Genomic DNA, 13,824 nt, shown 5'->3' on the forward strand with positions numbered 1-13,824 from the left:
AGGAGGGGGGTGTCCGGACGTAAAGCGAAGGAGCTCATGCGACAAGCAGTCCGGACACCCCCCTCCGCAGGACCCGGACACCGGCACACGCACAACCCGGCGCAGCCAAGACCCGCACCCCCCGCCGGAAGGCGATACGGCAGAATCGGGGTATGACGACCCCCGACCCCACCCCCACGCCGACCTACGCCGACCGCGTCTTCCGGTCCGGTGCCGGGATCGCCGGGGGTGTGCTGTTGCTTGTGCTCGCGTTCTGGCTCGGGGGTGACGCGCTCGTTCGGGGGACCGGGCGGGCCCCGTGGATCGCGCTCGCCGGGCTGATCTTCGCCGTGCCGCTGATCTTCGCGTACACGCTGCGCCCCGCCGTCTTCGCCGGTGCCGATCTGCTGCGGATCCGTAACCCGTTCCGCAGCATCACCGTCCCGTGGGCCGCCGTCACCGGCGTGGAGGCGCGGTACACGACCGACGTGCAGGTCGAGGGCGGCCGGTTCCCGATGTGGGCCGTGCCCGTCTCGCTGCGGCAGCGCAAGCGCGCGTCGCGGCGCCAGGCGCGGGCCCCGCGGGACGTTCCGCAGGACCCGTACAACAGGACGTCCGTGCGGCCTCGGATCGACCACGCCGCCCAGGCGCAGCTCGCGCTCGCCGACCAGGCCGTGGTCGAGCTGCGCCTGCTCGCCGAGCAGGGGGCCGAGCGGCCCGGCGCGCAGGGCGCTCCGGTGGTGCGCTGGGCGTACGAGCTGATCGCGCCGAGCGTCGCCGGGCTCATCGTCATGATCGTGCTGTTCGTCACGGGCTGAGCCACAGCCCGGGGCCTCCGGTCAGAGACCGGCCGCCGCCGACAGGTCCCGCTTCAGCCCGGCGAGTACCTCAGCCGCAGCCGCCCTGACCGTGTCGAGTTCGCTCGCCGCCGCCACCGGGACCACCACCTCCAGGTAGCACTTGATCTTCGGCTCCGTCCCGCTGGGACGGACGATGACCCGGGCCCGGTACGTGCCCTCCAGGTGGTAGCGCAGCCCGTCCGTGGGCGGCAGCTCCGGCGTGCCCTCGGCCAGGTCCTCCGCCGAGACGACCCGCAGCCCCGCCAGCTCCGTCGGCGGCCGCTCGCGGAGCCTGCGCATCGCGTCGGCGATCAGCGACAGGTCCTTGACCCGGACGGCGAGCTGGCCGGTGGCGTGCAGGCCGTGCGTGACGGCGAGGTCGTCGAGGAGATCGGTCAGCGTACGGTCGGCCTGCTTGAGCTCCGAGGCGAGTTCGGCGACGAGCAGCGCCGCCGTGATGCCGTCCTTGTCGCGTACGCCGTCGGGGTCGACGCAGTACCCGAGCGCCTCCTCGTACCCGTACCGCAGCCCCTCGACGCGGGCGATCCACTTGAAGCCGGTCAGCGTCTCCTCGTACCCGAGCCCGGCGGCCGACGCGATCCGGCCGAGGAGCGAGGACGAGACGATCGACTCGGCGAAGGTGCCGGTCACACCCTTGTGGACGAGATGCGCCGCGAGCAGCGCGCCCACCTCGTCGCCGCTGAGGCTGCGCCAGCCGGCCTCGGCCGTGTCGTCGGGGACGGCGACGGCGCAGCGGTCGGCGTCCGGGTCGTTGGCGATGATCAGGTCGGGACGCGCGGCGCGGGCCGTGGCGAACGCCAGGTCCATGGCGCCCGGCTCCTCCGGGTTGGGGAAGGCGACCGTCGGGAAGGCCGGGTCCGGCTCGGACTGCTCGGCCACCAGCACCGGTTCCGGGAAACCGGCCCGTGCGAAGGCCGCGAGGAACGTCTCCGTGCCGACGCCGTGCATCGCCGTGTGGACGACGCGCGCGGTGCGGGGTGTGCCGGGCGTCAGGACCGAGCCCGCGCGCTCCAGATAGGCCGTCAGGACGTCCTCACCGAGGGTCTCCCAGCCGTCGTCGGGCCGCGCGACCGTGTCCAGCGCGCCGATCGCCGCGATGGCCGCCGCGATCTCGCCGTCGGCGGGCGGCACGATCTGGGAGCCGCCGGCGAGGTAGACCTTGTAGCCGTTGTCCCGGGGCGGGTTGTGGCTCGCCGTGACCTCGACGCCCGCCACGGCGCCCAAGTGCTGTACGGCGAAGGCCAGTACGGGGGTGGGCAGTGCGCGGGGGAAGACGGCGGCGCGCAGCCCGGCGCCGGTCATCACGGCCGCGGTGTCCCGCGCGAAGTCGGCGGACTTGTACCGCGCGTCGTAGCCGACGACGACCAGCCCGCCGCCGTCGCCACGGGCCTTGAGGTACGCGGCGAGTCCGGCCGCCGCCCTGATGACGACGGCGCGGTTCATCCGCATGGGCCCGGCGCCCAGCTCGCCGCGCAGCCCTGCCGTACCGAACTGCAGTGTCCCGGCGAACCGTTCGGCGAGGGCGTCGAGATCCCCCGCGTCGATGATCCGGCCCAGTTCCTCGCGGGTGTCGCTGTCCGGGTCCTCGGCCTGCCAGGCCCTGGCTCGCGCGACGATGTCCTGCTGCACGACGGTGAAGCCTCCTCGCGCCCGCTCGGGCGCCGCTCGCAAGTGGCCCGGTGTTCGTCCCTGCCCGGACCCGATGTCATTCCCCGCCGGGGCCGCTTCAGACCCCTCCGGAGCCGGTCTTCGGACCTGTTCGGGGTTCTTCAGACCCGTTCGAGCACCTTGGCCAGCAGGGCGCCCATCTGCTTGGCCGAGTCGCGTCCCGCCTGCAGGACCTCCTCGTGGTTGAGCGGCTGTCCCGAGAGACCCGCCGCCAGGTTCGTCACCAGCGAGATGCCCAGCACCTCGGCGCCCGCCTCACGCGCGGCGATGGCCTCAAGGACCGTGGACATGCCCACCAGGTCGCCGCCCATCACCCGGACCATGTTGATCTCGGCGGGCGTCTCGTAGTGCGGGCCGGGGAACTGGACGTACACGCCCTCTTCGAGCGCGGGGTCGATCTCCTTGCACAGCGCGCGCAGCCGCGGCGAGTACAGGTCCGTGAGGTCGACGAAGTTGGCGCCGACGATGGGGGAGACCCCGGTCAGATTGATGTGGTCGCTGATCAGCACCGGCTGGCCCGGGCGCATGCCCTCGCGGAGCCCGCCGCAGCCGTTGGTCAGCACGACGGACTTGCAGCCCGCGGCGACCGCCGTCCGCACCCCGTGCGCCACGGCGGCGACGCCCCGGCCCTCGTAGTAGTGCGTGCGGCCGAGGAAGACCAGCGCGCGCTTGTCGGCGATGCGGTACGAGCGGATCGTGCCGCCGTGCCCCTCGACGGCGGGCGCGGGGAACCCCGGCAGCTCCGTGACGGGGAACTCGGCCTCGGGGGTGCCCAGCGCGTCGACGGCCGGTGCCCAGCCGGACCCCATCACCAGCGCGATGTCATGGGTCTGCGCGCCGGACAGCTCGCGCAGGCGCGCGGCGGCTCCGTCGGCGGCGGTGTAAGGGTCGGCGGGGCCCTCGGCGAAGGCCGGAATAACAGATGCGTTCACGCGGATGAGGGTAGCCGGTCATGCCCTACGCGCGTAGATGATGGCCGCACGTACTTCGGATCGTTGTGTTGTCGTTTCCTACAAGCGCCCGCGAAACCGCTGACGGACCCGCCTCAGCAGGGGCGTTTGCGCAGCTCCATCACATAGTCGTGCGGGGCGCCCGCCGAGTCGGCGGCGTCGGCCAGCTCGCCCAGGTAGCGGGCCGAAGGCAGCCCGCCCTCGTACCCGTTGAGCACGTACAGCCAGGCCGGCTCCTCGCCGTCCAGCGTGTCGACCCGCACCCGCATCCGGCGGTAGATGTCGAGGCCGACACCCTCCCAGCGGTCCATCGAGTCCTCGTCCATGGGGGCGATGTCGTACAGCGCGACGAAGACCTGCGAGCGCGGCGCCTCCACGATCGTGGCCAGCGCGCCCTCCCAGCCCATCTGCTCGCCGCCGAAGGTGAGCCGCCAGCCGTTGAGCCAGCCGGTACCGCGCAACGGGGAGTGCGGGGCGCGGCGGGACATCAGCCGCGCGTCGAGGTTGCCGGCGTACGCGGCGTAGAGCGACATGGGGTCGAGGGTACGGGAGGTACGGCCGGGGTGCCCGGACCCCCGGATGGTGGGACCCGGGGCGAAGCTACTTGAAGCGTGCGGGACAATGGAGTACGAACTGCATCCCGAAAGACAACCCGAGGCGGACGTTTTCGTGACCCGGATCGTGATCATCGGTGGCGGACCCGGCGGCTACGAGGCGGCGCTGGTCGGCTGCCAGCTCGGCGCCGAGGTGACCGTCGTCGACATGGACGGACTCGGCGGCGCCTCGGTGCTCACCGACTGCGTGCCGTCGAAGACCCTGATCGCGACGGCCGAGGTGATGACGTCCTTCGACTCCTCGTACGAGGAGCTGGGCATCATCGTGGCCGACGACACACCGCCTCTCGAGCAGGCGGCCCGGGTCGTCGGCGTCGACCTCGGCAAGGTCAACCGGCGGGTGAAGCGCCTCGCGCTCGCCCAGTCCCACGACATCACCGCTTCCGTGACCCGGGCCGGCGCCCGGGTGCTGCGCGGCCGGGGCAGGCTCGACGGACGGCAGGCGGTGGACGGCTCGCGGCAGGTGATCGTGACGTCCCCGGAGGGTACGGAGGAGTCGCTGACCGCCGACGCGGTGCTGATCGCGACCGGCGCGCACCCCCGGGAGATCGTGGACGCGCAGCCCGACGGCGAGCGCATCCTCAACTGGACCCAGGTGTACGACCTGGAGGAGCTGCCCGAAGAGCTGATCGTGGTCGGTTCGGGCGTCACCGGCGCCGAGTTCGCCGGTGCCTACCAGGCGCTCGGCTCGCGCGTCACGCTCGTCTCCTCGCGCGACCGGGTGCTGCCGGGCGAGGACCCGGACGCGGCGGCCGTCCTGGAGGACGTCTTCCGGCGGCGCGGCATGAACGTGATGTCCCGCTCCCGCGCCCAGTCGGCCAAGCGCGTCGGCGACCGCGTGGAGGTCACCCTCTCCGACGGCCGGGTCATCTCGGGCTCGCACTGTCTGATGGCGGTCGGCGCGATCCCCAACACCGCCGACATGGGCCTGGACGGCGCGGGGGTCAAGGTCAAGGAGTCGGGACACATCAAGACCGACCGGGTCTCGCGCACGTCGGCGCCCGGCGTGTACGCGGCGGGTGACGTCACCGGCATCTTCGCGTTGGCGTCCGTCGCCGCCATGCAGGGCCGGATCGCGATGTACCACTTCCTCGGTGACGCGGTCGCCCCGCTCAACCTCAAGACCGTCTCGTCGAACGTCTTCACCGACCCGGAGATCGCCACCGTCGGTTACAGCCAGTCGGACGTCGACAGTGGCCGGATCGACGCCAGGGTCGTCAAGCTGCCGCTGCTGCGCAACCCGCGCGCCAAGATGCAGGGCATCAGGGACGGCTTCGTGAAGATCTTCGCCCGGCCGGGTACGGAGATCGTGGTCGGCGGGGTCGTCGTCGCCCCCCGTGCGAGTGAGCTGATCCATCCCATCTCGATCGCTGTCGACAACAATCTGACCGTCGAACAGATCGCGAACGCCTTCACCGTGTACCCGTCGCTTTCGGGTTCGATCGCCGAAGTGGCACGGCAGTTGCACACGCGGAAGACGGTGGAAGAAGTCTGAGTTCACGGCCCGAAACGCGTATACCACCGCGTGGTCCGATCTGTGTGCAACTTCTGTAAATCGGCGCAAACTGCTGAAAGCAGACGGTCGTTGGGGTTACTGTCAGTTTCGTGTTCGCTGCAGAACGTCGCCAATTGATCCTCGAAATGGTGCGCGCCAACGGGGCCGTGTCGCTCCGTGAGCTCGCCCGCGTCGTCCAGACCTCCGAAGTGACCGTACGGCGGGACGTGCGCGCGCTGGAGGCCGAAGGACTCCTCGACCGCAGACACGGCGGTGCGGTATTGCCGGGCGGATTCACGCGAGAATCCGGCTTTCCGCAAAAGTCCCATCTCGCGACGGCCGAGAAGACGGCCATCGCCGACCTCGCCGCGAGCCTCGTCGAAGAAGGCGAAGCCGTGGTCGTCGGCGCCGGTACCACCACGCAGGAGCTGGCCCGCAGGCTCGCGCGTATCCCAGGACTCACCGTCGTCACCAACTCCCTGCTGGTCGCCCAGGCCCTGGCGCACGCCAACCGCGTCGAGGTCGTCATGACGGGCGGCACGCTGCGCGGCTCGAACTACGCGCTGGTGGGCAGCGGGGCCGAGCAGTCCCTCCAAGGCCTGCGCGTCAGCCGCGCGTTCCTGTCGGGCAGCGGCCTGACGGCCGAGCGCGGCCTGTCCACCTCCAACATGCTCTCGGCGAGCGTCGACCGCGCGCTGGTGCAGTCGGCGGCCGAGGTGGTGGTCCTGGCCGACCACACCAAGCTCGGTACGGACACGATGTTCCAGACCGTGCCGACCGACCTGATCAGCAGGCTCGTCACCGACGAGCCGCCGGCCGGCGACGACCGTGCGGCCACCGAACTCCAGGCGCTGGCCGACCAGGGCGTACAGATCACCGTGCCCGGCGCGGGCGCGACCGGCGGCGGCCCCGGCCCGGGAGGAGCCCCGACCGACGGCGCACCACCGGGCGCCGCCGCCCGGCGCGGGCGCGACATGCCCCTGCCGGCCCAACGCCGCACCCAGGGCGGCGGTCAGGGCGTACCGCAGCTGCGCAGCGCGGTACTGGCGACGGAACAGGGCGCCAGGGTGGCCGACCTCCGCCGCCGCTGACGTTCCTCGTCCGGCGGTCTCGCCGTCCGGCGCGGGTTGCGGATCGGGTCGCGGTCGCCGTGGTCGTGGTAGTGGTCGCCGTGCGACCGGTGGTCGCTTACCGGGGTGGTTGCGGTTGTCGCCGGGGGTCGTTCCGGGGTCGTGTCCTGCGCTGCATGATTTACGGCGCGTACTCCCGAGACGCGGAGCCACCGCCGAGATGCGCCACAAATCACGCTCTACGCTCCGGACACCACCCCTGCACAACCCCCTTCACCCACCGGCGCCACGGGTCTGGCCGCACGGCTTCGACTACGCCGCCGCCCCCTTGCGGGTCGCGATCTCCCGTGCGCGCTGTTCCAGGGTGCGGACCGTGCGGGATGTGCGATGGGTGCGGATGCGGGTGCGCATCGTGTCGAAGGGTTCGCCCCCGCGCGAGGACTACACCTGCTCGTAGTCGTCCAGAAAGGGCCCCCACGGTGACGCTTCGGCCAGCTTCAGCGCCTTGACGTAGTAACGCTGGCGGACAGGGTCAGGGGGCTACCGCACGAACGAGCATCGTGCCTACGGTCCTGCCTTCCGGCGGGTCGATGACGGATGCGGAAGCACCGGTGAATCCGTGGCCGGTGAGGAGTCGCTCCCATGCGCTTGGGGTGTGGTCGTGACGCATACCTGCCCTGCCTGGTCGCGGACTCCGACTTCCGGCAGGCAGGTGGGAGAACGCCAGAATGCCGTCCGCTGCCATGCGGGCCCGGATCAGTGGGAGCAGAGTCTCCGGATCGACGAACCAGACTGCGCCGAAGATCGAGAGCACGACATCGAATGTCTGGTCCGTCTCGCTCAGGAACGCCGTCGCCTCCGCCGTGCGGAACTCAAGTCCCGGCAGATCACCCCAGCGCTCCCGTGCCACAGCCTCACGGGCGGGGGCGATGTCCACCCCGAGACCGGACGCGCCGAGCGTCACCAGGTGTGCCAGGTTGCTTCCGCTCCCCGAGCCGAGTTCCAACACCCGGCGCCCGGCTACAGGACCTAGAAGAGTCTCGTCCGGCCCGTGATCGGCGTACTGGGTCCAGTTCAGCCAGGTCGTATCACCCTTGACGTTCTCGGCTCTACGGGGCGTACTCCCGACCGCGTACCTGTCCCAGGAGTCAGCCACTGACATGCGGTGTTCCTCTCCGGGAGCGGGGCCCACCCCCAACGTACGGGGATGAGCCCCAACTCATGTGCTGTTCGGTTCTACTTGGGCGAGTCGTGGCACCCCGCGTGGCACTGGTTGCAGTCGGCCGCACTTCCCATGCCCCACAGGTCGGGGTCGATCTCGAACCCGGCCGCCTTGATGGCCTTGATCGTCTGCTCCAGGACGAGCGGGCCACCGCTCTTGGGATCATGCCCGTCCCGCGTCACCTCGTCGTCGGTCACGCACAGAACCCCGACCGCCGCCCCCGGAAGCCAAACGCGTCGCCGCGATGCGGCGCACCGATCCGAGCCCTTGCCGCCGGTCTGCGGCGCGACGGCCGTCCTCCCCTCTTCGCTCGTCCAGCAGGCCGTCGCCCTGGCCGCGCCGCACGGCGGTGCGGCAGCGGAGGAGGCGGAGCGGTATCTGCGCTGCTGTCTCCAGAGCCATGGATCCGACGCGCACCACGCGTTCGTACTGGAGCTTTCCGGTGCCGAGACCGGCGCCGTCTGGGCCCGCTGGGAGGCCGGGGCGCCCTCGCGGTTTGTCCTGAAGGTGCTTCCCGACTGCCCGGCCACGGACCAGGTCACGCACGAGCCGTGCAGCGAGTTCGTCGGCCATCAAGGTGGTCACACGTACCAACTCGCCGACCCGTGCCCCGCTCACGCGAAGGCCCCGGGCGCGATGCCCGGGGCCTTCGGTGGAAGGGCTGAATCCCTCAGTCCTTGATCTCGCAGATCTTCGCGCCCGACGTCAGCGAAGCGCCTACCGTCGCCGCCAGGTCCACGACCGTGCCTGAGCGGTGGGCGTTCAGGGGCTGTTCCATCTTCATGGCCTCCAGGACGACGATCAGATCGCCCTCCTTGACCTCCTGGCCCTCCTCGACCGCGACCTTGACGATCGTGCCCTGCATCGGCGAGGCGAGGGTGTCGCCCGATGCCGCGACGCTGGACTTCTTCGCCGCGCGGCGCTTCGGGCGGGCGCCGGCCGCCAGGCCGGTGCGGGCCAGCGTCATGCCGAGCTGGGACGGCAGCGAGACTTCGAGGCGCTTGCCGCCGACCTCGACGACGATGGTCTCGCGGCCCGCCTCGTCCTCGTCGTCGTCCGCGCCGGGCGGGGCGAACGCCGGGATGGTGTTGTTGAACTCCGTCTCGATCCACCGGGTGTGGATCGTGAACGGGTCACTGGTGAAGGCCGGGTCGGCGACGACGGCGCGGTGGAAGGGGATGGCGGTCGCCATGCCCTCGACGTTGAACTCGGCCAGGGCGCGCGCCGCGCGCTGGAGGGCCTGTTCGCGGGTGGCGCCGGTGATGATCAGCTTGGCGAGCAGGGAGTCCCAGGCGGGGCCGATGACGCTGCCGGACTCGACGCCCGCGTCGAGCCGTACGCCGGGGCCGCTCGGCGGGGCGAACAACGTCACCGTGCCGGGAGCGGGCAGGAAGCCACGGCCCGGGTCCTCGCCGTTGATGCGGAACTCGAAGGAGTGGCCGCGCATCTGCGGGTCGTCGTAGCCCAGCTTCTCGCCGTCGGCGATCCGGAACATCTCCCGGACCAGGTCGATGCCGGTGACCTCTTCGGTGACCGGGTGTTCCACCTGGAGGCGGGTGTTGACCTCAAGGAACGAGATGGTGCCGTCCGCGCCGACCAGGAACTCGACCGTGCCGGCGCCGACATAGCCGGCTTCCTTCAGGATCGCCTTGGACGCCGCGTACAGCTCCGCGGTCTGCTCGGCGGAGAGGAACGGCGCGGGCGCCTCCTCGACCAGCTTCTGGTGGCGGCGCTGGAGCGAGCAGTCACGGGTGGAGACCACGACGACATTGCCGTGCGAGTCGGCGAGGCACTGGGTCTCGACGTGCCGGGGCTTGTCGAGGTAGCGCTCCACGAAGCACTCGCCACGGCCGAAGGCCGCGACGGCCTCGCGTACGGCCGAGTCGTACAGCTCCGGGATCTCCTCGATCGTGCGGGCGACCTTGAGGCCGCGGCCGCCGCCGCCGAACGCCGCCTTGATGGCGATCGGCAGACCGTTCTGCTCGGCGAAGGTGACGACCTCGTCCGAGCCGCTGACCGGGTCGGGCGTGCCGGCGACCAGGGGGGCGCCCGCGCGCTGCGCGATGTGCCGGGCGGCGACCTTGTCGCCGAGGTCGCGGATCGCCTGCGGCGGCGGACCGATCCAGGTCAGCCCCGCGTCGAGGACGGCCTGGGCGAACTCGGCGTTCTCCGACAGGAATCCGTAGCCGGGATGAATGGCGTCGGCGCCCGAGTCCTTCGCCGCCTGGAGCACCTTGGCGATGTCCAGATAGCTGGTGGCCGGGGTGTCACCGCCCAGGGCGAAAGCCTCGTCGGCCGCGCGGACATGCAGGGCGTCCCGGTCCGGGTCGGCGTAGACGGCTACGCTCACGATCCCGGCATCCCGGCAGGCACGGGCGACGCGGACAGCGATTTCGCCACGGTTGGCGATGAGCACCTTGCGCACGATGGCTCCCTCCGAAATAAACAAGCTGAGTTTAGGGACTGCCGACACGGTCCTCCGACGCGCCCCAAATGGTGAACTTGTCCATACGGAGAGTGATTCGAGGCTCGTTCAGACTGCGAAATCCCTAGTTGCACCAAGGTACGCCGCGATTCAGCCCGGCACAGCAATGCCTGGATGTGGCCCCGATCTCTGTGCCGGTGCGCCGTGAGGGATCCCGTTTCTTTGTGGAGTCCCTACGAATGGCCGAATGATTCTTTGCTGCGGCCCCAGCTCTTGTCCGGGCGTTTACCCGTGAGTAGCGTGCCGGGTGGCAACGTACTGGCGGTAACAGACGGAAGAGGGTGGGGCGGTGTCGCGTAAACCGGTGGCCTGGGTGGCGGCGGCGGTGCTGCTGGCGGAGGCGCTGGGTGTCGTACTCGTCAACGCCCTGCTGGCGACGGTCGTCGACAACCAGCAGATGTCGCTCGCGGGCGTCGACCCGGGCGCGATGTCGCTGGGCGCGTGGGTGATGGGCGCGATAGCCGCGCTGTATCTGGTGGTGTGCGCGGTGATACTGCTGCGGACGGCCGTCAGGGACAGCGCCCCCGGCCGGGTCGGCAGGATCACCCTGATCGTCTGCGCGGTCGTGCACGGGGTGCTGGGCGCCCTGACCGTGGGGCTGATCGGCTGGGCCGCCTTCGCCTTCATGATGGTGGTGCTGGCGCTGCTGGTCCTGGTGCTGGTGGGGTACGCGCCGAAGCCGGCGCCGCAGGAGAACGCGACCCCGGCCTGACCCGGACCGGTCAGACCCAGAGGTCCGTGATCGCGACGCCCAGCTCGGCCAGCAGCTCACGCAGCAGCGACAGCGACAGACCGATGACGTTGCCGTGGTTGCCTTCGATCGCGTCGACGAACGGCGCGGACCGGCCGTCGAGGGTGAAGGCGCCGGCGACGTGCAACGGTTCGCCGCTGGCCACGTACGCGGCGATCTCGGCGTCCGAGGGGCTGCCGAAGCGGACGGTGGTCGACGCGGTCCTGGCGGCCCGCGCGCCGCTCGCGGTGTCGATCACGCAGTGCCCGGTCTGCAGGACGCCGGCCCGGCCCCGCATCGACTTCCAGCGCGCGGTGGCCTCTTCGGCGTCGGCGGGCTTCCCGTAGGCCTGCCCGTCGAGTTCGAGCACGGAGTCACACCCGACGACGAGCGCCCCCGCGGCCTCGGGCCGCGCGGCCACGGCCTCGGCCTTCGCCCGTGCGAGCACGAGGGCGAGTTCGGCGGGCGTCGGCGCGGAGACGGCGTCCTCGTCGACCCCGCTGACGATCACCTCGGGGGCGAGCCCGGCCTGACGGAGCAGTCCGAGACGGGCGGGCGACTGGGAGGCCAGGACGAGACGGCGCTGATCGGTCATGCGGAAACAGTAATCAACGAACGGCACACGGCGAACGCCGGTCAGCGAACCCCGAGGGCGATCGTCAGCACAACGACCACCAACGCGATGAGCACACCGGCTCGCCGCACCATGGCCTGCGTCTCGCGCATCTCCTTGGGCGGCTCGTTCTCGGGATCGGACCACAACATACGTCCGATCCTGCGACCGCCCCCGGGTGAAGCGCCTGAGTACGTGTACTCAACTCACGGTGAACCGCTCCACCCGGCAGGGGCCCGGCACCGGTTACGGCCAGTACGTGCGGGCCCAGGCTTCGGGGCCCGGTTGGGGGAGGTGGGTGCGGGCTATGCGGGTCGGGGCCGACCACTCCGTGGGGGGTTCGGGGGCCGGCGGTTCGGTGCCCGCCTTGGCCGCCGCCGTCGCCTGGACCACCGCGAGCGCGGCGGCCAGTTCCTCCCTGGTCGGGTTGCCCCGTACGACCTTGATCATCGTCAGCTCCCTTCCTAGAGCGGGATGTTGCCGTGCTTCTTCGGCGGCAGCGTCTCCCGCTTCGTACGCAGTTGGCGCAGCCCCTTGATGATGTGCGCCCTGGTGTCGGACGGCATGATCACCGCGTCCACGTACCCGCGCTCCGCGGCGGCGTACGGGTTGAGCAGCGCGTCCTCGTACTCCTGGATCAGGGTGGCGCGGGTCTGCTCCTGCGCCGCCTCGTCGCCCGCCGCCGCGATCGTGCGGCGGTGCAGGATGTTGACCGCGCCCTGCGCGCCCATCACCGCGATCTGCGCCGTCGGCCACGCCACGTTCAGGTCGGCGCCCAGGTGCTTGGAGCCCATCACGTCGTACGCGCCGCCGAACGCCTTGCGGGTGATCACCGTGATCAGCGGGACCGTCGCCTCCGCGTACGCGTAGATCAGCTTCGCGCCCCTGCGGATGATGCCGCCGTACTCCTGGTCGACACCCGGCAGGAAGCCCGGCACATCGACGAACGTCAGCACGGGGACGTTGAACGCGTCACACGTACGGACGAAACGCGCCGCCTTCTCCGAGGCGTTGATGTCCAGACAACCAGCGAACTGCATCGGCTGGTTGGCGACGACCCCGACGGGCCGGCCCTCGATCCGGCCGAAGCCGGTGATGATGTTCGGCGCGAACAGCGCCTGCGTCTCCAGGAATTCGGCGTCGTCCAGGACGTGCTCGATCGCGGTGTGCATGTCGTACGGCTGGTTCGCCGAGTCCGGGATCAGCGTGTCCAGCTCGCGGTCCTCGTCCGTCGTCTCCAGCGTCGCCTCCTCGGGGAAGGCCGGCGGCTCGGAGAGGTTGTTCGACGGCAGGTACGACAGCAGGGACTTGATGTACTCGACGGCGTCCTTCTCGTCCCCCGCCATGTGGTGCGCCACGCCCGACGTCGTGTTGTGCGTACGGGCGCCGCCCAGCTCCTCGAAGCCCACGTCCTCGCCGGTGACCGTCTTGATCACGTCGGGGCCCGTGATGAACATGTGCGACGTCTGGTCCACCATCACCGTGAAGTCGGTGATCGCGGGCGAGTAGACGGCGCCGCCCGCGCACGGGCCGACGATCAGGCTGATCTGCAGGACCACCCCCGACGCGTGCACGTTGCGGCGGAAGATCTCGGCGAACAGGCCGAGCGCGACCACGCCCTCCTGGATCCGCGCACCGCCGCCGTCGTTGATGCCGATGACGGGACAGCCGGTCTTCATCGCCAGGTCCATGACCTTGACGATCTTCTCGCCGTAGACCTCGCCCAGCGACCCGCCGAAGATCGTGAAGTCCTGCGAGTAGACACAGACCGGGCGGCCGTCGACCGTGCCGTAGCCGGTGATCACACCGTCCCCGTACGGGCGGTTGTTCTCGATGCCGAAGCTGGTCGAGCGGTGCCTGGCGAACTCGTCCAGCTCGACGAACGACCCCTCGTCGAGCAGCAGACCGATCCGCTCGCGCGCCGTCAGCTTGCCCTTGGCGTGCTGCTTCTCCACGGCGCGCGCGGACCCCGCGTGGGTGGCTTCCTCGATGCGGCGCTGAAGATCGGCGATCCTGCCCGCAGTGGTGTGTGCTGCGCTGTCGTCGGCGGGGGCGGGGACGGTTTCCGGATCTGACATCGGGGTGCGGCTCCCTGCGGTTGTCAGCTGGTGTGAACGTGTGAACGTGATGGGCGCTAC

The 13,824-nt window shown here is 70.7% G+C and carries 15 protein-coding genes; 5 read left to right on the forward strand and 10 right to left on the reverse strand.

The window, feature by feature from the left end; translation table 11 throughout:
- Nucleotides 1-152: 152 nt before the first annotated feature.
- A complete protein-coding gene (locus OHS57_RS24230) occupies nt 153-797 on the forward strand; it encodes a PH domain-containing protein (RefSeq protein WP_041985232.1) in 645 nt (214 codons plus the stop codon).
- 21 nt (nt 798-818) lie between these two features.
- Here the strand turns inward: OHS57_RS24230 and OHS57_RS24235 are convergent, their stop codons facing one another.
- The 3 genes from OHS57_RS24235 to OHS57_RS24245 form a co-directional block, all read right to left on the reverse strand.
- The gene (locus tag OHS57_RS24235; protein WP_328583320.1) at nt 819-2,468 is read right to left on the reverse strand and encodes a phospho-sugar mutase; all 1,650 of its coding nucleotides are present in this window, start codon (nt 2,466-2,468) and stop codon (nt 819-821) included.
- A 140-nt stretch (nt 2,469-2,608) separates the two neighbouring features.
- The gene (locus tag OHS57_RS24240) at nt 2,609-3,439 is read right to left on the reverse strand and encodes a purine-nucleoside phosphorylase (protein WP_041985228.1); all 831 of its coding nucleotides are present in this window, start codon (nt 3,437-3,439) and stop codon (nt 2,609-2,611) included.
- Between the two features lie 113 nt (nt 3,440-3,552).
- Complete coding sequence (locus tag OHS57_RS24245; protein ID WP_041985226.1) at nt 3,553-3,990, reverse strand: gamma-glutamylcyclotransferase; 438 nt, start codon at nt 3,988-3,990, stop codon at nt 3,553-3,555.
- 136 nt (nt 3,991-4,126) lie between these two features.
- Between OHS57_RS24245 and OHS57_RS24250 the strand changes: the two genes are divergently transcribed.
- Together OHS57_RS24250 and OHS57_RS24255 are read left to right on the forward strand one after the other, a co-directional pair.
- The gene (locus OHS57_RS24250) at nt 4,127-5,566 is read left to right on the forward strand and encodes an NAD(P)H-quinone dehydrogenase (RefSeq protein WP_328583321.1); all 1,440 of its coding nucleotides are present in this window, start codon (nt 4,127-4,129) and stop codon (nt 5,564-5,566) included.
- 110 nt (nt 5,567-5,676) lie between these two features.
- Complete coding sequence (locus tag OHS57_RS24255) at nt 5,677-6,657, forward strand: DeoR/GlpR family DNA-binding transcription regulator (RefSeq protein ID WP_328583322.1); 981 nt, start codon at nt 5,677-5,679, stop codon at nt 6,655-6,657.
- A 511-nt stretch (nt 6,658-7,168) separates the two neighbouring features.
- Here OHS57_RS24255 and OHS57_RS24260 read toward each other — a convergent pair.
- On the reverse strand, nt 7,169-7,798 hold the full coding sequence (locus tag OHS57_RS24260) for a class I SAM-dependent methyltransferase (RefSeq protein WP_328583323.1): 630 nt from the start codon (nt 7,796-7,798) through the stop codon (nt 7,169-7,171).
- 74 nt (nt 7,799-7,872) lie between these two features.
- A complete protein-coding gene (locus tag OHS57_RS24265; RefSeq protein ID WP_328583324.1) occupies nt 7,873-8,055 on the reverse strand; it encodes a hypothetical protein in 183 nt (60 codons plus the stop codon).
- Nucleotides 8,056-8,125: 70 nt separating this feature from the next.
- On the opposite strand from OHS57_RS24265, the gene OHS57_RS24270 reads away from it, so the two are divergent.
- Nucleotides 8,126-8,539, forward strand: coding sequence for a hypothetical protein (locus OHS57_RS24270; protein WP_328583325.1), 414 nt, complete (start codon nt 8,126-8,128; stop codon nt 8,537-8,539).
- Here OHS57_RS24270 and OHS57_RS24275 read toward each other — a convergent pair.
- Nucleotides 8,529-10,283 (reverse strand): acetyl/propionyl/methylcrotonyl-CoA carboxylase subunit alpha, encoded by a 1,755-nt coding sequence (locus OHS57_RS24275; RefSeq protein WP_328583326.1) that lies wholly within the window; start codon nt 10,281-10,283, stop codon nt 8,529-8,531. The genes OHS57_RS24270 and OHS57_RS24275 overlap by 11 nt on opposite strands.
- A gap of 349 nt (nt 10,284-10,632) precedes the next feature.
- On the opposite strand from OHS57_RS24275, the gene OHS57_RS24280 reads away from it, so the two are divergent.
- Nucleotides 10,633-11,055: a hypothetical protein gene (locus tag OHS57_RS24280; protein WP_041985214.1), complete on the forward strand. Its 423-nt coding sequence runs from the start codon at nt 10,633-10,635 to the stop codon at nt 11,053-11,055.
- A gap of 10 nt (nt 11,056-11,065) precedes the next feature.
- Here OHS57_RS24280 and OHS57_RS24285 read toward each other — a convergent pair whose 3' ends face one another.
- The 4 genes from OHS57_RS24285 to OHS57_RS24300 form a co-directional block, all read right to left on the reverse strand.
- Nucleotides 11,066-11,668 (reverse strand): Maf family protein, encoded by a 603-nt coding sequence (locus tag OHS57_RS24285; RefSeq protein ID WP_328583327.1) that lies wholly within the window; start codon nt 11,666-11,668, stop codon nt 11,066-11,068.
- A gap of 41 nt (nt 11,669-11,709) precedes the next feature.
- Nucleotides 11,710-11,838: a morphogenic membrane protein MmpB gene (gene mmpB, locus OHS57_RS24290; protein ID WP_277816749.1), complete on the reverse strand. Its 129-nt coding sequence runs from the start codon at nt 11,836-11,838 to the stop codon at nt 11,710-11,712.
- Between the two features lie 94 nt (nt 11,839-11,932).
- Nucleotides 11,933-12,136, reverse strand: a complete 204-nt coding sequence (locus OHS57_RS24295) for an acyl-CoA carboxylase epsilon subunit (protein ID WP_041985212.1) — start codon at nt 12,134-12,136, stop codon at nt 11,933-11,935.
- A gap of 14 nt (nt 12,137-12,150) precedes the next feature.
- Nucleotides 12,151-13,764 (reverse strand): acyl-CoA carboxylase subunit beta, encoded by a 1,614-nt coding sequence (locus tag OHS57_RS24300; protein WP_328583328.1) that lies wholly within the window; start codon nt 13,762-13,764, stop codon nt 12,151-12,153.
- Nucleotides 13,765-13,824: the final 60 nt, after the last annotated feature.

The sequence above is a fragment of the Streptomyces sp. NBC_00370 genome (assembly GCF_036084755.1).
In the GTDB taxonomy this organism is placed as follows: Bacteria; Actinomycetota; Actinomycetes; order Streptomycetales; family Streptomycetaceae; genus Streptomyces.

Coding starts and splice junctions, on each gene's coding strand:
- OHS57_RS24230 (WP_041985232.1), top strand. CDS start 153: ATGACGACCCCCGACCCCACCCCCACGCCGACCTACGCCGACCGCGTC.
- OHS57_RS24245 (WP_041985226.1), bottom strand. CDS start 3,990: ATGTCGCTCTACGCCGCGTACGCCGGCAACCTCGACGCGCGGCTGATG.
- OHS57_RS24260 (WP_328583323.1), bottom strand. CDS start 7,798: ATGTCAGTGGCTGACTCCTGGGACAGGTACGCGGTCGGGAGTACGCCC.
- OHS57_RS24285 (WP_328583327.1), bottom strand. CDS start 11,668: ATGACCGATCAGCGCCGTCTCGTCCTGGCCTCCCAGTCGCCCGCCCGT.
- mmpB (WP_277816749.1), bottom strand. CDS start 11,838: ATGTTGTGGTCCGATCCCGAGAACGAGCCGCCCAAGGAGATGCGCGAG.
- OHS57_RS24295 (WP_041985212.1), bottom strand. CDS start 12,136: ATGATCAAGGTCGTACGGGGCAACCCGACCAGGGAGGAACTGGCCGCC.
- OHS57_RS24300 (WP_328583328.1), bottom strand. CDS start 13,764: ATGTCAGATCCGGAAACCGTCCCCGCCCCCGCCGACGACAGCGCAGCA.